Here is a 20,819-nt window from a genome sequence, read left to right as displayed (position 1 = left end):
AAGGACTTGGAGGTGGCACAACTTGATTGAGGATTTGATTCAAAAACTGATTGCCGCAGCGGTGGCGCAACATGCTAGCGATATTTATGTTTTACCGCACGAAACGGGGTATCAGATTCGTTTGCGACAGGCATTGGAACTTGTGGTGTGGCAAACGGTGACACTAGCAGTGGGGATGCAGATCATGACGTATTTTAAATTTCACGCCAACATGGCAGTCAGCGAACGGCGGCGACCCCAAGTCGGGGCGCTGACCTGGCCGGGGCCCGTACCGGTCGAACTCCGCTTTTCGACCGTGGGGGACTACGCCAACCAGGAATCCTTGGTGATTCGAATCATCTATCCCTATGCGGCCACACGGACAGCTTATTTAGTACCGCCACAGCAGGGACAGCTCGTGGCCTTGGCCCAGCGACGGGGACTGATGCTATTTGCCGGGCCAACCGGGGCGGGGAAGACCACGACCATGTACACGACGGCGAGTGGCTTAGCCCAGTCCGCCGTGGTGCTGACCGTGGAGGACCCGGTGGAAATCAAAGAGCCCCGGTTTATTCAGTTACAGGTCAATGAACCGGCGGGGATGAGTTACGATGCGTTGATCAAGGTGGGTCTACGGCATCGACCTGACGCCTTTATCATTGGGGAGATTCGCGACCAACAGACGGCCCAGGCGGCAGTGCGGGCGGCGCTGAGTGGCCATCTGGTCATGAGCACGGTACACGCTCAAACGGCGGTCGGGACCGTGAGTCGGTTGGCAGACTTGGGGATTGTGCCGAGCCAGCTGCGCCAGGTGTTGACGGCGGCGTGCTATCAGCGATTGATTCCTAAGCAGGATGGCACACCGGCCGTGCTCCTGGATATTGTGACGGGCTCTTCCCTGTGGCAGGCAACCGCGACTCCGACAGAAAGGTGGCGAGAAGCTCTTGAAAACGCAGCAGCAACACGGATTATTAGCGCGGCTACGGCGGCAAAATTTCGGGCGGGCTAGGTGGCCATTGACGACCCAGGCCCGGTTCTGCCAATTACTGGCCGACCAACTTGCGAGTGGCTTTTCACTGAAGCAAGCCGTGACCTTTCTGCGTACGGTCGGCGGCGAGTTTCCGGCCAGCTTGGCAACACTTGAGCAAGCACTGTTAGGTGGAGCCGACCTGGTCCCCTTGCTAGCGCCATACCTGCAGCCCAATATTTATTTTCAACTGCAGGTCACCACGACCTATGGCGAGCTGGCACCGGCATTGCGGGAGGCGGCCGAACTTTTACGGTTGATGGCGACCCAACGGCAACGGTTGCGGCAATTGTTAGCGTATCCGCTGGGCCTATTTGTCAGTATGGCCGGGTTGTTTCTGACACTACAGGTGGGGATTCTCCCTCAGCTTCAGCATGAGGTAGCGCCGACCCAAACACTCCCGATTGGCTGGCAACAGTACAGCTGGCTGGGCGGTGGTCTCATCTTGGTGCTGGTCTTAGTCAGTGCCGCGCGGTGGTGGATGCGCCAACCAAGTCTGCGTTTGGCGAGCCTGTACTTGCGGATTCCCTTTATCGGCCGCATCTGTCAGACCTACTATGCGTACTACCTGACGGCAAACCTTGGTCAGCTGGTGCAGAGTGGGCTGAGCGTCAAACAAATGATAGCGGTGCTCCAGCACTTGCCGGAACGCGCCTTGCTCCATCAACTGGCTTATCGGCTGGAACGCCAGCTAGCCGGTGGTCAGTCGCCCGTTGGCTGGTTAAGGGAGCAGGCGTTTATCCCGGCGCAGGTACTGGTTTTCCTACAAAAGGGGAGCACTAGTGCCCAACTAGCCCGGGAACTCCGAGCATTCAGTACGCTTCAGTACCGGGAACTGGTGCGCCGAACGGAACGGGGGTTGGCACTGGTCCAACCGATTCTACTGGGCGTCGTGGCCATCCTGATTGTCGGCGCCTATCTGAGTCTCTTGTTACCGATGTATCAAAACTTACAGGGGGTCTACAATGACTAACGTGCGGCACGGCTTTACGCTGGTGGAAATGACCATCGTGCTCTTTATTATTTCCTTATTGATCTTAATTATCCTGCCCAACCTGAATAATCAGCGGCAGCGCGCCAACCAGATTCATGGGAATGCCATGACGACGGTCGTTCAGGGTCAGGTCACGGCCTATCTGGATGATCACCCGGTCAAGGATGCTCGGGAACCGCATGTGACCTATGAGATGTTACAGAGCGGCAAATACCTGACTGCCCAACAGGTTGAACGTGCCGAGCAAGAACATATTCAAATTAAAGGGGACCAGGCCATTGCCCAGAAGTAGGGGCTTTACCCTATACGAAATGCTGATTGTTCTGGTCATCGTGTCGGGACTCACGGTATTGGTCACGTTTCAGGGGCAGCGGCACCAACAGCTTTTAGCGGAACGGGCTTTCTGGCCCTCTTGGCAACGGATGTGGACGGCGGGTCGGCAAGCTGCCATCCGTCGCCGCGAAGTGGTAGGCATTCGGGTGATTTCAGCGCAACACGTAGTCACGCTTAGCACCATCAAGGGTCACCAGGTTCTGGGGCAGTTAAGGATTCCGCCAACCTTACAACTGCGCGATCCGGACACGGCTTGGACCATTCGGCCTTCCGGTGCCTCGACAGCGTTACGAATGGAATGGTACAGCACGGCCAGCCATAACTGGATTTATCAAACGTTTCAATTGGGAGGAGCGATTTTTTATGTGGAAACCACGTCAACGCGCCGACCGCCACGGGTGGGTCCTGCCTGATGCCTTGTTGGCGCTCGCGGTTGTGTGTCTGGCAGTGACCCTGACCACGGATTTCTTACAGACCACCCATCATTTAGAGCGGCAGCGACAGGTTAGATTAGAGACGGCGCGTCAGGCCCACGACCGGGCCTTACAGCACTGGTTGGACCAGCAATGAGGCGCCGCGCGGGATTCACCCTAATTGAAACCGTCGTGGCGTTAGCGATTGCGGCGGGGGTGTTTGTCCTGGCAACCGGTACGGAGCAGACATTCTTGCGACCGCTCCGACATGATCCCGTGGCTTGGTATCAGGTGGTCCAGCTCCTTGAACAGCCAGGGCGCTACCGCCTTGCCGCGGCTGACGATGACGTCCTCACCGTTTACGACCAGCAGCAGGCCAATAAGCCAGTGAGACTGTCAATTGACCGTAAGCAAGTGTTGAAGCTGACCAACGCCCGGTTTCGGGGATACGACCCCTTGCTCCGCCAGGTCACGGCCATTCACTGGCAGGATTTGGGCAAAGGGGTGGTGCGGCTACGACTCAAACAGGAGGGATTACCTTGGCAGACCACACTCGTCGATTTACGCGGCATCACGGGTTCCTGACACTCTGGGCGCTCTTTTTCTTAGCCAGTGTCAGCCTACTTTTGAGCGTCGTTGGGGTCGGGCTAGCTGCGCGTCGAGAGACAACCAATCAGCTGGTTCGCGACTATCAGCAATCGACGCAAAAGATTGTGCACCAAACCCGACAGCTCGTGAAAAAGGGGGCGACAACCCGACGTCACCAGCCGACCAAAGCGGATTCGCCGCAAAGATTGCTTGAATAAAGGGTAAAAAATCGGTAGTATAGATAGCGGATACAATGTGTCATGGAAAATTCACAAGGAGGCGAAGCGTGCTGTCACAAGAACAGACTGAAGCGCTCTTTAAGGTCCTGGACGAGTCCACGACGACCTTACAAGCAGCACTAAGCACATCTTATTTAGATGCGTTCGTTGAGACGGGGGATAACCTCCTCAACGGACAAGTTCAAGTTGAAGACGATCGGCCAGATCAAAAGACCGTCGCCCAATTAACTGACTTGTACCAGCAGGCCGATTGGCAAAGCTTTGATTCGGAAACGGTGCGGCGAGCAGTGCAATTAGCAATGCTGAAAGCCATTCGTATCGATGAAATCCAAGCCAATCATCAGTTAACGCCTGATACCATTGCCTACATCATGGGCTATTTGGTTACCCGGTTAGAGAAGGGGAAGACCCACCTGTCATTACTGGACCTAACGGTAGGGACAGGGAACTTGTTAACTGCTGTGATTTCACAGCTAAAAGCGGTCGTTGCTGGTAAGATTGATGCGTACGGAATCGATAACGATGACACCATGTTAGCGATTGCCCAAACATCCAGTGACCTGCAACGCATTCCGGTGGAACTGGTTCACCAGGATGCCTTGGAACGGTTATTGGTGCCAGCTAGTGACTTGATTGTGGCTGACTTACCAATTGGGTATTACCCGGTTGATGACAATGCAGTCAACTTCAAGACAGCGGCGCAAAAAGGGCACACTTATGTGCATCATTTGTTGTTGGAGCAAGCCATGAATCAGTTGACGCCTGGCGGTATCGGTGTCTTTCTGGTGCCCTCACAACTCTTCCAGAGTGAACAGGCAGAGAACCTGTTGAAGTGGTTGCCAAACAACGCTTATTTGCAGGGATTGTTGAATCTGCCAAGTGAGTTATTTGCGAATGCCAACGCACAAAAGGCCATTTTGATCTTACAGAAGCCGGGTGCGGGCGCCAAGCAAGTTGAACAAGTCATGTTGGGGGAATTCCCTTCATTTAAGAATCAATCAGCGTTCCAAAAGTTTGTTGCAGAGATTGTGCAGTGGGAAGAACAAAACCTACTGACCGATCGCAAATAAAAGGAGAAATACCACATGGGAAAATCATTAGCAATTAACGCCGGCAGTTCAACTTTAAAGTTCAAACTGTTCGAAATGCCTGCAGAATCAGTTATCGCTGAAGGGGCCATTGAACGAATTGGTTTGGGCAACTCGTTAGTTGAAATCAAGTACGGCGACGGCCAAAAGTACGAAACGCATGAAGACGTGGACGACCACAGTGCCGCTATCCAATTGATGCTGAACCAATTGACTGACTTGAAGATTATCACCGACTTCAACGAAATCACGGGTATCGGTCACCGGGTCGTTGCCGGGGGTCAAGAGTTCAAGGACTCCGCCATTATTGATGACGAGGTCTTACAAAAGATCAAGGACTTGTCCGAATATGCCCCATTGCACAACCCAGCCGCTGCTTTAGGCATTGAAGCTTTCAAGAAGATCTTGCCTAACGTCTTGAGTGTGGCTGTCTTTGATACGTCCTTCCACACCTCTATGCCCCAAGAAAACTACATGTACGCCATCCCTTACGAATACTACGAAAAGTATGGTGCCCGTAAGTATGGTGCCCACGGGACTAGCCACCGTTACGTTGCTGGCCGGGCCGCTGCCATGTTAGGCAAGCCATTGAAGGATTTGAAGCTGATCACCATGCACCTGGGTGCCGGTGGCTCCATTACCGCTATCAAGGATGGCAAGTCTTTTGATACGTCCATGGGCTTCACGCCACTGGCCGGTATCGAAATGGCCACCCGTTCTGGGGACATCGATGCTTCCTTAGTGGCTTACCTGATGGAAAAGCTGAACATCGACAAGCCTAATGACATGATCAACATCTTGAACAAGAAGTCCGGTTTGATTGGGGTTTCTGGTGTTTCCGCTGATATGCGTGACCTGGAAAAGGTTCAAGCTAAGAACCCACGTGCGAAGTTAGCCCGTGACATGTTCATCAACCGGATCATTCGCTACGTTGGATCTTACCTGGCTGAATTGGGTGGCGCTGACGCCATCGTCTTCACGGCCGGTGTGGGTGAAAACGACATCATGATCCGTCAAGAAGTTGCCGACAAGTTAAGCTACTTTGGCATTGGCGTTGACCCAGAAAAGAACAACATTCGTGGCGTTGAACGCGACTTGAGTGTTGCCGGTTCTAAGATCAAGACGCTCTTGATCCCAACCGATGAAGAATTAATGATCGTTCGGGACATCGAACGGTTACGGAAATAAGTTTTAAAGAGTGAGGGCCTTGCGTCACTCACGACAGCGACTTCACTGGCATTTTGCGCCGGTGGGGTCGCTTTTTTGTGCCATCTTTTCTCACGGTTTCATGACCAGCCGGAATCTTGCAACAATAGTTGAATATATTTCATCTAAAATCTACGAAAGTGATACAAACTGGATTACACTGGGCCGGCAACGCTTTTTAATTTACCAAACCAACCAGTGTCGCTACTAGCATTGCCCCCTTGGACGTGTATAATGAATTTCAACAAAGGGGCGATTAAGATGAAAAAAAGTCAAGTGAATGAAAACCAAGAATTTTCACGGGGCCTTCAGAGTCGTCACGTCCAACTGATTGCGCTGGGGGGCACAATCGGGACGGGGCTATTTTTGGGGGCCGGCCAATCGATTCACCTTGCCGGACCATCCATTGTGTTGGCCTACCTGATAACGGGAATCATGTGTTTCCTGTTAATGCGGGCATTAGGTGAACTCTTACTCTCAGATTTAAATGCACACTCGTACATTGATTTTATTCAGCGGTACCTGGGTGACAACATGAGCTTCGTGGCCGGCTGGACTTACTGGGTCTGCTGGATCACGATTGCCATGGCAGAAATCACCGCCGCGGGGCAATACATGCAATTCTGGTTCCCACACCTGCCACAGTGGGTCACGGGACTGGTCTTACTGGGCATCCTGTTGACCTTAAACTCGGTCACGGTCAGTGCCTTTGGTGAAACGGAATTCTGGTTTGCCATCATTAAAATTGTGGCCATCATTGCCTTGATTCTTGCCGGGGCGTACATGGTTGCCGTGCACTACCCAACGCCGGCCGGTCACGCTAGTGTCACGAACCTGGTTTCCGGCGGCTTCTTTGCCAACGGGGCCAAAGGTTTCTTCCTTTCCTTCCAGATGGTGCTCTTCAGTTTCGTCGGCATCGAAATGGTGGGGATGACCGCGTCCGAAACGGCCAACCCGAAGAAGGTCTTGCCTAAGGCCATCAACGAGATTCCGCTGCGAATCATCCTGTTCTACCTGGGATCTCTGTTAGCACTGATGTCCATCTACCCATGGCAAGCCGTTTCCCCAACCAGCAGTCCCTTCGTTCAAGTGTTCAAGAACGTGGGGATTCAATCCGCTGCGGCCGTGATCAACTTCGTGGTCTTGACGGCGGCGGCTTCGGCCTGCAACAGTTCGTTGTTTACGACCGGGCGGATGCTGTTCTCCCTGACCTACCGGGGTGAGGGGAAGTTCGCCAAGCACATGGGCGTTCTCTCTCATGCGCAGGTGCCAGTCCGGGCACTGCGGTTCTCGACCGTCGTGATTGCTGTGTCAGTCTTTCTGAACTTCTTGATTCCGGGTCACGTCTTCGCGTTTGTTTCCAGTGTGGCGACAACTTGTTTCCTGTTCATCTGGGGCGCAATCGTTGTGGCACATATTAAATACAAGAAGCAACAGTTGGCGGCCGGCGTCACCACCAAGTCCAGCTTTAAGATGCCATTCTTCCCATGGAGCGATTACTTCATCTTGGCCTTCCTGGCCATGGTCGGGATTGTTCTCCTGTTCCGGGTGGACACGCTGATTGCGTTGATTGGGTCCATCTTCTGGCTCGCAGCGTTGAGTGTCGGCAAATACCTGAAGGATCGGCGGACAGCTAGTCATCCCGTTGTGGATGATGGCACGACCGACGACACCAAAGAAATCTAAATAATGTCAAACGAAATACGTGAGCCTGGGATAAAATTCCAGGCTCTTTTTAATTGGGCTCATCCGCGGGCCAGAGTCAGCGAAAAAACGCTGAAAGTGCTACGATAGGAGTAATATAACGGTTGCCGCTTTGGTGAGGATATCTGATATTTGGGGGCACAGACTTGGGCAAATTGCCAAGTCATTAGTGGTCTAAATGATCGGACAATCAGCTAAGTTGGTGACTAAGCTAATAGGGGTGTTTAATGATGAAACAAGTCACGATTGCCGGACAGACAGTGCCCGCAATTGGCATTGGAACCTGGCACATGGGCGACCGTCCAGACCAACGGGAAACTGAGATTGCGGCCATCCGCGCGGGCATCGCTGCGGGGGCCCGGGTCATCGATACGGCCGAAATGTATGGTTCCGGTCGGGCCGAGGACCTGGTCGGGGAGGCGTTGGCCCCCGTCGACCGACAACAGATCTATCTGATCTCCAAGGTGTTACCGGAAAATGCGTCCCGGCAACGCATGGCCGCCAGCTTGGATGCCAGTCTGCGGCGGTTACGGACGAATTATCTGGATCTTTACCTCTACCATTGGCGGGGCAACGTACCGTTAGCAGAAACGGTGGCGGAGCTCCAACGCCTGCAACAGACCGGGAAAATCCGGTCGTGGGGCGTGTCTAACTTTGATATTGACGACTTAAAGGAACTCTGGCAGCTCCCCGGCGGTGATCAAGCCGTCGCCAACGAAGACCTGTACCACCTGGGGAGTCGAGGCTTGGACTACGCCGTCTTGCCCTGGCAACGAGAACACCAGCTGCCATTGATTGCCTATTCACCACTTGCTCAGGGGGATGCTTGGGGCCACCATTTGACCACAAACGAGACGGTCAAGGCCATCGCGGCTCAACACCACGTGTCAATCTATCAAGTCCTCTTGGCGTGGGTCATTCACCAACCGCAAGTCCTGGCGATTCCGCAGACCAGTTCCGTGGCGCATATGACACAAAATGTTGCCGCGGGCGACCTGACGTTGTCGCCGGCTGAATTAGCGCAGCTGGACCAAGCCTTTCCAGCACCAACGACGAAGCAACCATTAGATATCTTATAAAAGGGGGAGCACTCATGGAATTTTTTACGTCAGATACCCATTTCTTTCACGAAGATCTGTTGGGGGACAGCGATTTTGCCCCACGGCCCTTTGCCAGCGTGGACGAAATGAATCAAACTATCATTGATAATTGGAACAAGCGGGTGGCGCCGACCGACACGGTCTATCATCTGGGCGACATTGCCCTATACTTTACCAAGCCAGCCGTGAAGTCGGATGAGGCCGTCTGCAACGTCTTATCGCAACTGAACGGCCATTTGGAACTGATCAAGGGGAATCATGACAGTCGCGCCCTGTTCAAGTACCTGGCGGCGCACAACCCCATTGAAAACGGTCAGCCGAAATTTGCCTTTCACGACGTCGGCGTACTGATCAAATATGATCACCGGCAGTATTACATGACCCATTACCCAATGATGCTGGGAATCGTGAACCAGATTATTAATTTGCACGGGCATATTCACCATTACGCGGTGCCGGTCAAAGAGAATATCAACGTTGGCGTGGATACGCCAGAAACCCGCTATCTCACCGAACAAGTGCCATTTGGAACGCCATTTTCAACCAGTGAGATTGAAGAAATGGTCGCTGGCAAGGCCCAGGAGTTCCAGGAAAAGCAATAAATGGTCGTTTAGGATGGTCACGGTTATCAGGCCGGTCAGGTATTGCGGCCCGTGCTTGACCGTTTCTCTCCGATGCCGTACGATTGAAATCAGTGTTAAGAGGAGAGAGAATTGATGGAACGGATTACCATTTTGCATACCAACGACCTGCACTCACACTTTGAGAACTGGCCGCGGATTCGCCGGTACCTGGCGACCACCCGGCAACAGGCCGAACAAGCGGGGGACACCGTCTACACCTTTGATTTGGGTGATAACATTGACCGGGTCCACCCCGTGAGTGAGGCGACGGTCGGTCAGAAAAACATTGAACTGATGAATCAGATTGGCTACGATGCGGCCACGATTGGCAACAACGAGGGCCTGGGATTCATGCGCGCACAGTTGGACCATCTCTACGACCATGCAAATTTCCCCGTGATTCTGGGCAACATCCTGACCGGGGACACGCACGAGCAACCGGATTGGGCCATCGACCATCAGATTTTCACGACGCCGGCAGGGACCCGGATGCTGGTGTTAGGGCTAACGGCGCCGTACCATCTGACGTATCCTTTGGCCGGTTGGTACCCGATTGCCGTCAATCCAGCCTTAACGCAGCTCTTACAGACCTACGCCGGGCAATTTGACGTGTGCGTCTTGCTGTCACATTTGGGATTAGACGTTGACCGGCAGATTGCCAAGCGCTTTCCCGAGGTGACGGTCATCATCGGCAGTCACACGCACCACTTGCTCAAGCACGGTGAGCAGGATAACCATAGCCTGTTGGCCGCGGCTGGCAAATGGGGGCGTTACGTGGGCCGCATTACGTTGGACCTCGAGGATCATCAGCTGAAGCGGGGCCAGGCCGGCGTGGTGGAAACGGCGACCTTACCCGAACAGAGCGGGGATGCTGCTGAAATTGGCGCACTCGATGACCTGGGCAAGTCCATTTTGTCCGAACAACGGGTCGCCAACTTGCCGGTTGCCATGGAGGCTGATCCGGCTGGTCATCCCCGGCTGGTTCAAGAGGGCTTGCACGCGGTGGCGGAGTACGCCGGCACCCAAGCAGCCATTTTAAATGCCGGGCTCTTTCTCCACGATTTACCTAGTGGCGTGGTCAACCAGAATCAACTCCACGAGCTCTTACCCCACAACATGCACGTGATGAAGATCACGTTAAGTGGCTACGACTTGTGGCGGTTGATTCAGGAATTTGAGCTCGCCCGGCTATTTTTACGATACTTTCCGCAAAAAGGCATGGGATTTCGTGGTAAAATCTTTGGAGAGATCAATTATTTGGGTATCGCCTATGACGCCAAGACCCACGAGGTCACCTGGCGGGGCGAACCGCTATCACCAACTAAGCAGTATACGATTGCGGGATTGGATCACTATTTGTTCATCCCATTTTTCCCAACGATCTCAATCGTGGGCCAGAATCAAATTTTATATGAAGACTTATTACGGGAAGTCTTTGCCAAATATCTGGCGAAGCACTACCCCTTAACTTAGAAACAGAGAGGATGACGACGGTGGATCGCAAAGATTTAGAGGCACTTGTTGCCGAACAAAAAGAAACCCGGGAGCCAGCCGCCGAAGTGGTCCGGGTCGATGAAACGCATTTAAACATCAACGGCCATCCCTACGAAGTGGTTGCTGACGTCCGGGAGGGCTTTGATTTCACGGAATTCTCCCAACGCTTCAGCACCATCTTGAGCAAATTCGACTACATTGTCGGCGACTGGGGCTTCGAACAGCTCCGGTTGAAGGGCTTTTACGCCGAAGACCGTGCGGGCGCCAAGCAAAATCAGATTGATGCCGTGCAGGACTATCTCTATGAATCCTGTAATTTTGGCTGTGCCTACTTTATTCTGCACAATTTGGATGTGAAATCGGCACCCAAACCACGGCGGCCGAGACGGCGTCGAAACGCACGGCCGACCAGTTCCAGCAATCAGACGAAAGCCGCGGCAGAAAAGCCAACGAACCAGTCGGCTAAGCGCGAAGCTGCACCAGCTAAGAAATCGGCCACGGCTGAAAGCCATGCTACTGTTAACGGCAACGGCAACGGCGCACACAACACGCATCGGCGACGGTCACACCGCCGTCACCGCAACACGTCGCATCCCTACACGGAAGAACGGCGGCCAGTCGCCAAGCCCACTACGGGCAACGACAAGAAGACGGTCACCGTGGCTTCTGGCGGTCAGGGACGGCGGCACTTTACTATTCGTAAAAAAGAAGATTAGGGAGAGTTGGCAGTGAAAAAGTATCAGGCTTATTTAATCGACCTCGATGGGACCATCTACGCGGGTAGCAAGCGCTATCCCAAAGCAAAGGCGTTCGTGGAGCGACTTCAGGCGGCGCACGTGCCCTTTAAATTTGTGACGAATAACACGACCAAGCTCCCGGTCGACGTGGTGGCGAACCTGGCCAATAACCACGACATTCACGTCACCACGGACAACGTGTACACGGCCGGACTGGCAACGGCGGACTTTTTAGACCGTCGCGCCGGTCAGACGGGCAAACGAACCGTTTACGTGGTGGGCGAGATTGGGCTCAAACAGGCTTTGGCTGCAAAGGGGTTTACGGTCGATGAGGACCATCCCGAGTACGTGGTCGTGGGGCTAGACAGTGACGTGACCTACGAAAAATTTGCGAAGGCCATTCTGGCGATTCGCAGTGGCTCGACGTTTATCGGGACCAATTCGGACTCCAATATTCCCAAGGCCCGGGGCTTGATGCCCGGTGCCGGGGCGCTGGTCGATATGGTGCGCTACGCCACGCAACAGGACCCGATTTTTGTGGGTAAGCCGGAACCGATTATCTTAAATAATTCCGTGGCACAGCTGGGGATTGCGGCTGATCAGGCACTGATGGTAGGCGATAACTACCAGACGGACATCCTGGCCGGCATTCACGCTGGGGTGGACACCCTGTTGACCTATACGGGCGTGTCGACACCGGCACAAGTGACGCAACAGGCCATCCAACCGACCTATACCGTGCCGGACCTGGCTCACTGGGATCTGGAGGCGGGGCCGATTGACTAGGTTAGCACGCTGGGGTGGGCTAACCGCCCTCTTTTTAGCGTTGATCACGTTAAGCATCTTCTTAACGATCAACGCCGTGTGGCTGTATCGCCTAGACATTCACTGGTTGGCCATCAGCCAAACGGTCCAGATGTCTGCACACAAGATCATGCACAATTATCTGCAAATGCTGGCGTACCTGGAACTGCCGTGGGTGACCGATTTAAACATGACCGATTTTCCCACGTCATTTACGGGGATGGTCCACTTTCATGACGTGAAGAACCTCTTTTTGCTCAATAACGTGGTTCTCGTGCTCAGTGTGGGACCTGCGGGGTGGTACTTGCACCAGCTCAAGCAACGGGCCGAACAGTGGCGTCTCTTGCGGCCGGTCCAGATTGCAGCGATTGTGCCACTGGTGCTGGGGGCGATGCTCGCCGTGAACTTTAACGGCTTCTTCATTGCCTTTCACGAAGTGCTCTTTCGCAACAACGACTGGCTCTTTGACCCGGATCTCGATCCTATCATCAATGCGCTACCAGATACGTTCTTCCTGCACTGTTTCGTGTTGGCGTTCGTCCTATTCGAGGCGGGACTCGGCTGGTTATACTGGCGGGGCCGCGTCGCCATTAAACGCGCCTAATTGGTAAATTAAAAAGCAGGACTTGAGAAAATTCTCAGGTCCTGCTTTGTTTGTGTCACAAGAATTTATTTTTTAGTCGTCTTCCGGGAGGCTACTCGGGGTTGACGGGTGACGCCCCTTTAACCAACCAACGACGGCGGGAATCAGGGAAATCACGATGATGCCTAAGACAACGGCAGAGAAGTGCGCCTTGACGAAGGGGATGTTCCCGAAGAAATACCCACCGCCACAGCAAATGGCCACCCAGGTAAGGGCGGCACTAACGTTGTATTTGAGAAAACGTCGGTAAGGGAATTGGGAACCCGCAGCTGTGAAGGGGACGAATGTCCGAATGATGGGCATGAACCGTCCCAAGAAGATGGCCAACGGTCCGTGCTTACGGAAGAACTTCTCCGACTGCGCGAGCTTATCCTTGTTGATCAAGCGGCCGAACCACGAGTGACTGGACAATGCGGCACCGGCCTTGCCACCCAAGTAAAAGTTGAGCGAATCCCCGCCGATGGCAGCTAATAGGAAGAGTGCCACGAAGAACCAGATGTTCAGCTTGTAGGCGGGGTTAGCAGCAAGGGCCGCTGCGGCGAACAACAGGGAGTCGCCGGGAAGGAAGGGCAGAATCACCGCACCGGTCTCCACGAAAACGATGGCGAAAAGAATGAAGTAGGTGGACCCGCCAAAGGTATTGACGATGTTCACCAAGTGGTCGTCGATGTGTAAGACGAAATCAATTAAATATCCCATTAAGGGTCTCCTTATGCTAGTGTGAAATTTGTTATGCCTACATTGTAGAAGGTTTTGACCCCACTGTCAGCAGGGGCGGCGAACCTTAACGAAATTATGATATTTGAGGGTAAGCGCGTTCGACACTTATTTAAACGGGGTATCCTGCTCACCAGTATCGTCGTGGGCTAACCGCGCAGCCGCAGCCGCCGCAATCGCCCCAACGAGATCATCAAGGAAGGTATGGATGATCCCCGGTTCGTGGGCGTTGAGCTTGGCTAGGATTCCAGGCTTGACCCGGTCGATGTACCCGTAGTTGGTAAAGCCGATTGAGCCGTAAATGTCTACTATAGAGAGCGCCATGGTTTCGTCCACGCCGTAAAGCCCCTCGTCTCGTTCGACAATTGTCTGTAGCGGTTCCAGTAGGGTGTGGTGTTCCGCAGCAATGTCGAGTTGAATCCCGGTGAGGATGGCATTTTGGACCTCTCGTTTGCTAAGGACGGTTTGCACACTGGCAAGGGCTTCCTCGGTGGTGAGACCGGCGATGTAATCTTTTTGGAGGAAGATAACCAGGTCGGCGATGGCCTCAAGCTCGACACCTCGTTCGTTAAGTAAGTCAATCGTCCGTTGCTTTAAAGCCGTTGTTGGTTTTGTCATTTAATCAGACTCCTTCGAATTAAATTGTGTTCTCTTAGTATAACACCGTGGCTGTCAGTTGCATTTTTGACGGTTGGCGGTGATAATAGATAAGCAGATAGTGTTTTGAAAAGATATGGAGGATAATTATGACAAAGTTTCCACAAATTGATTTGGCTAACGCCAGGGGTCCACAAGTAACGATTGAAACGTCCATGGGGACCATTCAGCTGCAACTCTTCCCCGAACAAGCACCAAAGACAGTTGAAAACTTTGTGACCCATGCCAAGGCCGGTTACTATGATGGCTTGACGTTCCACCGGGTCATTCCTAACTTTATGATTCAAGGTGGCGATCCAACCGGCACTGGTATGGGTGGCGAAAGCATCTGGGGTCAACCATTCGAAGATGAATTCTCACAAGAGTTATACAACTTGCGTGGGGCTGTCTCAATGGCGAATGCGGGTCCTAACACCAACGGGAGCCAATTCTTTATCGTGCAAGATAAGGACATGACGGAACAGATGCAGGCTCAGATGAAGGATGCCGGGTTCCCAGAAGAAATCGTCGATGCTTATAAAGATGGTGGGACTCCTTGGTTGGACTTCCGTCACACAGTCTTTGGTCAAGTTATCGCGGGGATGGACGTTGTTGACGCCATTGCCAAGGTCAAGACGGATGCTAGTGATCAACCAGCAACGCCTGTCACCATGGACAAAGTCACGGTCACAGAAGCCAAATAGGCGAGAACCAGATGATTAGTGAGGAGGGCACGACTATGCCGTTTCAAATTGGTCAACGGGTGACCGGCCACATTACGGGCATTCAGCCTTACGGGGCGTTTGTCAGTTTGGGCGGTCATCGTCAGGGCCTCATTCATATTTCTGAATGTCATTGTGGGTACGTGAAGGACATTCACGACTATTTAAAGGTCAATCAGGAAGTGAACGTGGTTATTCTGGACATTGATGAGTTCACGGGAAAAATCAGTTTGTCGCTACGGTGCCTTGAGCACGTAGCGTATAGCCCAGAGCCCCTGGAGCATCAACACCGACATTACTGGACGAACCATCGCATCAACATTGGGTTTAAACCAATTGCGGATCGGCTAGAAGGCTGGAAGTCCGAGGCCTCACAGCGCTTAGATCAAGAACAAGCTTCCTCTTAGGGGAGGCTTTTTATTTTATTTGCAATTAGGGCTTGACCTACTTAAAGATGATTGGTAAGATATTACCTGTTGCTGATTTGAGACGAGCAATGCATAAATAACAAGTTCTTGAATAGTTAATCAAAATTTGAAATTTGTGCTTGACGAGTTAAATCGTAACTGATACAATGATTTATGTTGTCAAGGCGTGTCAAACACGTCGAATTCATTTCTTCGGATGTTGAATAAATATTCAGAGAGTTGAAAAAAGATGTTGACACGATTTAAACGACATGATATACTTTAAAAGTTGTCACGGAGCGATTGCTTCTTATGACAACTTGGTAGACCTTTGAAAACTGAACATTGTTTCGACAAACCAAATATGTGTAGGGCGGTTTGATACTTGGTATCAAACCCAAACAATATTTGCGAAGTCAATTCGCTTTTATAACAAATAAAGTAACAACAATCGATGAGCTATTCAAGCATCATCTTTAAGATGAGAGTTTGATCCTGGCTCAGGACGAACGCTGGCGGCATGCCTAATACATGCAAGTCGAACGAGCTTCCGTTGAATGACGTGCTTGCACTGATTTTAACATTGAAGCGAGTGGCGAACTGGTGAGTAACACGTGGGAAATCTGCCCAGAAGCAGGGGATAACACTTGGAAACAGGTGCTAATACCGTATAACAACAAGAACCGCATGGTTCTTGTTTGAAAGGTGGCTTCGGCTATCACTTCTGGATGATCCCGCGGCGTATTAGTTAGTTGGTGAGGTAAAGGCCCACCAAGACAATGATACGTAGCCGACCTGAGAGGGTAATCGGCCACATTGGGACTGAGACACGGCCCAAACTCCTACGGGAGGCAGCAGTAGGGAATCTTCCACAATGGACGAAAGTCTGATGGAGCAATGCCGCGTGAGTGAAGAAGGGTTTCGGCTCGTAAAACTCTGTTGTTAAAGAAGAACACTTCTGAGAGTAACTGTTCAGAAGTTGACGGTATTTAACCAGAAAGCCACGGCTAACTACGTGCCAGCAGCCGCGGTAATACGTAGGTGGCAAGCGTTGTCCGGATTTATTGGGCGTAAAGCGAGCGCAGGCGGTTTCTTAAGTCTGATGTGAAAGCCTTCGGCTTAACCGGAGAAGTGCATCGGAAACTGGGTAACTTGAGTGCAGAAGAGGACAGTGGAACTCCATGTGTAGCGGTGGAATGCGTAGATATATGGAAGAACACCAGTGGCGAAGGCGGCTATCTAGTCTGTAACTGACGCTGAGGCTCGAAAGCATGGGTAGCGAACAGGATTAGATACCCTGGTAGTCCATGCCGTAAACGATGAGTGCTAGGTGTTGGAGGGTTTCCGCCCTTCAGTGCCGCAGCTAACGCATTAAGCACTCCGCCTGGGGAGTACGACCGCAAGGTTGAAACTCAAAGGAATTGACGGGGGCCCGCACAAGCGGTGGAGCATGTGGTTTAATTCGAAGCTACGCGAAGAACCTTACCAGGTCTTGACATACTATGCAAATCCTAGAGATAGGACGTTCCCTTCGGGGACATGGATACAGGTGGTGCATGGTTGTCGTCAGCTCGTGTCGTGAGATGTTGGGTTAAGTCCCGCAACGAGCGCAACCCTTATTATCAGTTGCCAGCATTAAGTTGGGCACTCTGGTGAGACTGCCGGTGACAAACCGGAGGAAGGTGGGGATGACGTCAAATCATCATGCCCCTTATGACCTGGGCTACACACGTGCTACAATGGACGGTACAACGAGTTGCGAAGTCGTGAGGCTAAGCTAATCTCTTAAAGCCGTTCTCAGTTCGGATTGTAGGCTGCAACTCGCCTACATGAAGTTGGAATCGCTAGTAATCGCGGATCAGCATGCCGCGGTGAATACGTTCCCGGGCCTTGTACACACCGCCCGTCACACCATGAGAGTTTGTAACACCCAAAGCCGGTGAGATAACCTTCGGGAGTCAGCCGTCTAAGGTGGGACAGATGATTAGGGTGAAGTCGTAACAAGGTAGCCGTAGGAGAACCTGCGGCTGGATCACCTCCTTTCTAAGGAATATACGGAGGCTACACATACTTTGTCGAAACAATGGTCAGTTTTGAGGGGCTTACCTCTCTAACTTGTTCTTTGAAAACTAGATATTATCAAATATTTTCTAATAATTATTTTTATTAATAATTAAACCGAGAACACTGCGAATTTTTTTGAGTTTTTAATTAGTTTTTATCGCTAATACTCAATTAATCAACGATTACGAAGTAATCGTTAGGTTAAGTTATGAAGGGCGCATGGTGGATGCCTTGGTACTAGGAGCCGATGAAGGACGGGACTAACACCGATATGCTTCGGGGAGCTGTACGTAAGCTTTGATCCGGAGATTTCCGAATGGGGAAACCCAGTAGTTTTAACCGACTATTACAATTCAGGGAATACATACTTGAATTGAGGCAGACGTGGGGAACTGAAACATCTAAGTACCCACAGGAATAGAAAGAAAAATCGATTCCCTAAGTAGCGGCGAGCGAACGGGGAATAGCCCAAACCAACAAGCTTGCTTGTTGGGGTTGTAGGACTGAACATTTGAGTTACCAAAGTCAATGATAATCGAAACGTCTGGGAAGGCGTGGCATAGCGGGTGATACCCCCGTAGATGAAATCGTTGACCCTCAGTTCAGGATCCTGAGTACGGCCACACACGTGAAACGTGGTCGGAAACCGGGAGGACCATCTCCCAAGGCTAAATACTCCCTAGTGACCGATAGTGAACCAGTACCGTGAGGGAAAGGTGAAAAGCACCGCGGAAGCGGAGTGAAATAGTTCCTGAAACCATGTGCCTACAATTAGTTAGAGCCCGTTAATGGGTGATAGCGTGCCTTTTGTAGAATGAACCGGCGAGTTACGTTAATTTGCAAGGTTAAGGTGTAAAGACCGGAGCCGTAGCGAAAGCGAGTCTGAAACGGGCGTTTCAGTAAATTGATGTAGACCCGAAACCAGGTGACCTATCCATGTCCAGGTTGAAGGTGCGGTAAAGCGCACTGGAGGACCGAACCCGTGTATGTTGAAAAATGCTGGGATGAGGTGTGGATAGCGGTGAAATTCCAAACGAACTTGGAGATAGCTGGTTCTCTCCGAAATAGCTTTAGGGTTAGCCTCGGAATTAAGAATCGTGGAGGTAGAGCCACTGTTTGGACTAGGGGCCCGTCATGGGTTACTGAATTCAGATAAACTCCGAATGTCACTGATTTATATCCGGGAGTCAGACGATGAGTGATAAGATCCACCGTCGAAAGGGGAACAGCCCAGACCATCAATTAAGGTCCCTAAATACATGCTGAGTGGAAAAGGATGTGGAGTTGCATAGACAGCTAGGATGTTGGCTCAGAAGCAGCCACCATTTAAAGAGTGCGTAATAGCTCACTAGCCGAGTGATCCTGCGCCGAAAATTTACCGGGGCTAAGCATGTTACCGAAATTATGGATGTGACCATTAGGTCACGTGATAGGAGAGCGTTCTAAGGGCAACGAAGCTAGATCGTAAGGACTAGTGGAGCGCTTAGAAGTGAGAATGCCGGTATGAGTAGCGAAAGATCAGTGAGAATCTGATCCACCGAATGACTAAGGTTTCCTGGGGAAGGCTCGTCCTCCCAGGGTTAGTCGGGACCTAAGCCGAGGCTGAGAAGCGTAGGCGATGGATAACAGGTTGATATTCCTGTACTAGTTAATTATGTTTGAACGATGGAGGGACGCAGCAGGCTATGGTATGCGCACGATTGGAAATGTGCGTTCAAGCGTCAAGTCTGGTGATGAGTTAAATGCTTATTGCTAAGGACAAGGCGTTACGAGGACCGAATTTTAGTAGGGAAGTGCCAGATGTCACACTGCCGAGAAAAGCTTCTAGTTAGTAATTAATTACCCGTACCGCAAACCGACACAGGTAGTCGAGGAGAGTATCCTAAGGTGAGCGAGTGAACTCTTGTTAAGGAACTCGGCAAAATGACCCCGTAACTTCGGGAGAAGGGGTGCTACACGCAAGTGTAGCCGCAGTGAAAAGGCCCAGGCGACTGTTTATCAAAAACACAGGTTTCTGCAAAATCGTAAGATGACGTATAGGGGCTGACGCCTGCCCGGTGCTGGAAGGTTAAGTGGATGAGTTAGCTTCGGCGAAGCCCAGAAATGAAGCCCCAGTAAACGGCGGCCGTAACTATAACGGTCCTAAGGTAGCGAAATTCCTTGTCGGGTAAGTTCCGACCCGCACGAAAGGCGTAACGATCTGGGCACTGTCTCAACAAGAGACTCGGTGAAATTATATTACCTGTGAAGATGCAGGTTACCCGCGACAGGACGGAAAGACCCCATGGAGCTTTACTGTAGCTTGATATTGGGTGTTGACACAGCTTGTACAGGATAGGTCGGAGCCGTAGAACTCGGAACGCTAGTTTCGAGTGAGGCGCTGGTGGGATACGACCCTCGCTGTGTGAACACTCTAACCCGCACCACTTATCGTGGTGGGAGACAGTGTCAGGTAGGCAGTTTGACTGGGGCGGTCGCCTCCTAAAAAGTAACGGAGGCGCCCAAAGGTTCTCTCAGAATGGTTGGAAATCATTCATTGAGTGTAAAGGCAGAAGAGAGCTTGACTGCGAGACAGACAGGTCGAGCAGGGACGAAAGTCGGGCTTAGTGATCCGGTGGTACCGTATGGAAGGGCCATCGCTCAACGGATAAAAGCTACCCTGGGGATAACAGGCTTATCTCCCCCAAGAGTCCACATCGACGGGGAGGTTTGGCACCTCGATGTCGGCTCATCGCATCCTGGGGCTGTAGTCGGTCCCAAGGGTTGGGCTGTTCGCCCATTAAAGCGGTACGCGAGCTGGGTTCAGAACGTCGTGAGACAGTTCGGTCCCTATCCGTCGCGGGCGTAGGAAATTTGAGAGGAGCTGTCCTTAGTACGAGAGGACCGGGATGGACATACCTCTGGTGTACCAGTTGTGCCGCCAGGCGCATCGCTGGGTAGCTATGTATGGATGAGATAAACGCTGAAAGCATCTAAGTGTGAAACTCGCCTCAAGATGAGATTTCCCATTCCTATATGGAAGTAAGACCCCTGAGAGATGATCAGGTAGATAGGCTGGAAGTGGCAGCGTTGTGAGACGTGAAGCGGACCAGTACTAATCGGTCGAGGACTTAACCAAGTTGAAAAACGTGGTGTTCTCAATAGAAAATAATTTGATGATATCTAGTTTTGAGAGAAGAAGTTCTTTCATAGTGTAGTGGCGATAGCCTGAAGGATACACCCGTTCCCATGCCGAACACGGAAGTTAAGCTTCAGCACGCCGATAGTAGTTGGGGGATCGCCCCCTGCGAGGATAGGACGT

Annotated in this window: 20 protein-coding genes and 3 rRNA genes; 21 read left to right on the top strand and 2 right to left on the bottom strand. The window is 51.9% G+C overall.

All coding sequences use genetic code 11. From position 1 onward, the window contains the following. Positions 1-22 precede the first annotated feature (22 nt). From comGA to ACEPST_RS00480, 16 genes are all read left to right on the top strand, one after another. A complete protein-coding gene (gene comGA / locus ACEPST_RS00555; protein WP_395390453.1) occupies positions 23-988 on the top strand; it encodes a competence type IV pilus ATPase ComGA in 966 nt (321 codons plus the stop codon). After that, on the top strand, positions 924-1,979 hold the full coding sequence (locus ACEPST_RS00550) for a type II secretion system F family protein (RefSeq protein ID WP_239064515.1): 1,056 nt from the start codon (positions 924-926) through the stop codon (positions 1,977-1,979). Before comGA ends, ACEPST_RS00550 begins: the two co-directional genes overlap by 65 nt. Then, entirely contained in the window at positions 1,972-2,292 is a 321-nt protein-coding gene (locus ACEPST_RS00545; protein WP_204121382.1) for a prepilin-type N-terminal cleavage/methylation domain-containing protein, read from the top strand. The genes ACEPST_RS00550 and ACEPST_RS00545 overlap by 8 nt, the downstream gene beginning before the upstream one ends. After that, the gene (locus tag ACEPST_RS00540; protein ID WP_204121381.1) at positions 2,279-2,746 is read left to right on the top strand and encodes a type II secretion system protein; all 468 of its coding nucleotides are present in this window, start codon (positions 2,279-2,281) and stop codon (positions 2,744-2,746) included. The genes ACEPST_RS00545 and ACEPST_RS00540 overlap by 14 nt, the downstream gene beginning before the upstream one ends. Beyond that, positions 2,697-2,903: a hypothetical protein gene (locus tag ACEPST_RS00535; protein ID WP_204121380.1), complete on the top strand. Its 207-nt coding sequence runs from the start codon at positions 2,697-2,699 to the stop codon at positions 2,901-2,903. The genes ACEPST_RS00540 and ACEPST_RS00535 overlap by 50 nt, the downstream gene beginning before the upstream one ends. After that, positions 2,900-3,331 (top strand): prepilin-type N-terminal cleavage/methylation domain-containing protein, encoded by a 432-nt coding sequence (locus tag ACEPST_RS00530; RefSeq protein ID WP_204121379.1) that lies wholly within the window; start codon positions 2,900-2,902, stop codon positions 3,329-3,331. The genes ACEPST_RS00535 and ACEPST_RS00530 overlap by 4 nt, the downstream gene beginning before the upstream one ends. Beyond that, on the top strand, positions 3,286-3,552 hold the full coding sequence (locus ACEPST_RS00525) for a hypothetical protein (RefSeq protein WP_204121378.1): 267 nt from the start codon (positions 3,286-3,288) through the stop codon (positions 3,550-3,552). Before ACEPST_RS00530 ends, ACEPST_RS00525 begins: the two co-directional genes overlap by 46 nt. A 68-nt stretch (positions 3,553-3,620) precedes the next feature. Then, a complete protein-coding gene (locus ACEPST_RS00520) occupies positions 3,621-4,643 on the top strand; it encodes a class I SAM-dependent methyltransferase (protein ID WP_236000762.1) in 1,023 nt (340 codons plus the stop codon). A gap of 15 nt (positions 4,644-4,658) precedes the next feature. Continuing rightward, on the top strand, positions 4,659-5,849 hold the full coding sequence (locus ACEPST_RS00515) for an acetate/propionate family kinase (RefSeq protein WP_125765780.1): 1,191 nt from the start codon (positions 4,659-4,661) through the stop codon (positions 5,847-5,849). A gap of 279 nt (positions 5,850-6,128) precedes the next feature. Then, entirely contained in the window at positions 6,129-7,553 is a 1,425-nt protein-coding gene (locus ACEPST_RS00510) for an amino acid permease (RefSeq protein ID WP_395390452.1), read from the top strand. Between the two features lie 248 nt (positions 7,554-7,801). Next, complete coding sequence (locus ACEPST_RS00505) at positions 7,802-8,650, top strand: aldo/keto reductase (protein WP_204121430.1); 849 nt, start codon at positions 7,802-7,804, stop codon at positions 8,648-8,650. A 14-nt stretch (positions 8,651-8,664) separates the two neighbouring features. Next, positions 8,665-9,273 (top strand): metallophosphoesterase family protein, encoded by a 609-nt coding sequence (locus ACEPST_RS00500; protein ID WP_204121375.1) that lies wholly within the window; start codon positions 8,665-8,667, stop codon positions 9,271-9,273. A 114-nt stretch (positions 9,274-9,387) separates the two neighbouring features. Continuing rightward, positions 9,388-10,767 (top strand): bifunctional metallophosphatase/5'-nucleotidase, encoded by a 1,380-nt coding sequence (locus tag ACEPST_RS00495; protein WP_204121374.1) that lies wholly within the window; start codon positions 9,388-9,390, stop codon positions 10,765-10,767. Positions 10,768-10,778: 11 nt separating this feature from the next. Beyond that, positions 10,779-11,504, top strand: a complete 726-nt coding sequence (locus ACEPST_RS00490) for a YutD family protein (protein ID WP_204121373.1) — start codon at positions 10,779-10,781, stop codon at positions 11,502-11,504. A gap of 12 nt (positions 11,505-11,516) precedes the next feature. Beyond that, on the top strand, positions 11,517-12,311 hold the full coding sequence (locus ACEPST_RS00485) for a TIGR01457 family HAD-type hydrolase (protein ID WP_204121372.1): 795 nt from the start codon (positions 11,517-11,519) through the stop codon (positions 12,309-12,311). After that, positions 12,304-12,933 (top strand): TIGR01906 family membrane protein, encoded by a 630-nt coding sequence (locus tag ACEPST_RS00480; RefSeq protein ID WP_204121371.1) that lies wholly within the window; start codon positions 12,304-12,306, stop codon positions 12,931-12,933. The genes ACEPST_RS00485 and ACEPST_RS00480 overlap by 8 nt, the downstream gene beginning before the upstream one ends. A 72-nt stretch (positions 12,934-13,005) precedes the next feature. Here the strand turns inward: ACEPST_RS00480 and ACEPST_RS00475 are convergent, their stop codons facing one another. After that, on the bottom strand, positions 13,006-13,671 hold the full coding sequence (locus tag ACEPST_RS00475; protein WP_203646072.1) for a VTT domain-containing protein: 666 nt from the start codon (positions 13,669-13,671) through the stop codon (positions 13,006-13,008). A 126-nt stretch (positions 13,672-13,797) separates the two neighbouring features. Beyond that, a complete protein-coding gene (locus tag ACEPST_RS00470; RefSeq protein WP_203646071.1) occupies positions 13,798-14,307 on the bottom strand; it encodes a phosphatidylglycerophosphatase A in 510 nt (169 codons plus the stop codon). 128 nt (positions 14,308-14,435) lie between these two features. Between ACEPST_RS00470 and ACEPST_RS00465 the strand changes: the two genes are divergently transcribed. The 5 genes from ACEPST_RS00465 to rrf all read left to right on the top strand — a co-directional run bounded on the left by ACEPST_RS00465 (position 14,436) and on the right by rrf (position 20,819). After that, entirely contained in the window at positions 14,436-15,029 is a 594-nt protein-coding gene (locus tag ACEPST_RS00465) for a peptidylprolyl isomerase (protein WP_203646070.1), read from the top strand. 35 nt (positions 15,030-15,064) lie between these two features. Beyond that, on the top strand, positions 15,065-15,454 hold the full coding sequence (locus tag ACEPST_RS00460) for a CvfD/Ygs/GSP13 family RNA-binding post-transcriptional regulator (protein WP_125766254.1): 390 nt from the start codon (positions 15,065-15,067) through the stop codon (positions 15,452-15,454). Positions 15,455-15,931: 477 nt separating this feature from the next. Then, positions 15,932-17,497 (top strand): 16S ribosomal RNA (locus tag ACEPST_RS00455). Positions 17,498-17,717: 220 nt separating this feature from the next. Continuing rightward, a 23S ribosomal RNA gene (locus tag ACEPST_RS00450) occupies positions 17,718-20,636 on the top strand. Between the two features lie 74 nt (positions 20,637-20,710). Further along, positions 20,711-20,819 (top strand): 5S ribosomal RNA (gene rrf / locus ACEPST_RS00445). The 16S, 23S and 5S rRNA genes sit together here, the layout of an rRNA operon.

This window comes from Levilactobacillus sp. FUA 3915 (assembly GCF_044053135.1).
GTDB classification, from domain to species: domain Bacteria; phylum Bacillota; class Bacilli; order Lactobacillales; family Lactobacillaceae; genus Levilactobacillus; species Levilactobacillus lanxiensis.
This window is presented reverse-complemented; position numbering and strand designations above follow the sequence as displayed.

Coding starts and splice junctions, on each gene's coding strand:
- ACEPST_RS00545 (WP_204121382.1), top strand. CDS start 1,972: ATGACTAACGTGCGGCACGGCTTTACGCTGGTGGAAATGACCATCGTG.
- ACEPST_RS00535 (WP_204121380.1), top strand. CDS start 2,697: ATGTGGAAACCACGTCAACGCGCCGACCGCCACGGGTGGGTCCTGCCT.
- ACEPST_RS00530 (WP_204121379.1), top strand. CDS start 2,900: ATGAGGCGCCGCGCGGGATTCACCCTAATTGAAACCGTCGTGGCGTTA.
- ACEPST_RS00515 (WP_125765780.1), top strand. CDS start 4,659: ATGGGAAAATCATTAGCAATTAACGCCGGCAGTTCAACTTTAAAGTTC.
- ACEPST_RS00510 (WP_395390452.1), top strand. CDS start 6,129: ATGAAAAAAAGTCAAGTGAATGAAAACCAAGAATTTTCACGGGGCCTT.
- ACEPST_RS00505 (WP_204121430.1), top strand. CDS start 7,802: ATGAAACAAGTCACGATTGCCGGACAGACAGTGCCCGCAATTGGCATT.
- ACEPST_RS00500 (WP_204121375.1), top strand. CDS start 8,665: ATGGAATTTTTTACGTCAGATACCCATTTCTTTCACGAAGATCTGTTG.
- ACEPST_RS00495 (WP_204121374.1), top strand. CDS start 9,388: ATGGAACGGATTACCATTTTGCATACCAACGACCTGCACTCACACTTT.
- ACEPST_RS00490 (WP_204121373.1), top strand. CDS start 10,779: ATGACGACGGTGGATCGCAAAGATTTAGAGGCACTTGTTGCCGAACAA.
- ACEPST_RS00475 (WP_203646072.1), bottom strand. CDS start 13,671: ATGGGATATTTAATTGATTTCGTCTTACACATCGACGACCACTTGGTG.
- ACEPST_RS00470 (WP_203646071.1), bottom strand. CDS start 14,307: ATGACAAAACCAACAACGGCTTTAAAGCAACGGACGATTGACTTACTT.
- ACEPST_RS00465 (WP_203646070.1), top strand. CDS start 14,436: ATGACAAAGTTTCCACAAATTGATTTGGCTAACGCCAGGGGTCCACAA.
- ACEPST_RS00460 (WP_125766254.1), top strand. CDS start 15,065: ATGCCGTTTCAAATTGGTCAACGGGTGACCGGCCACATTACGGGCATT.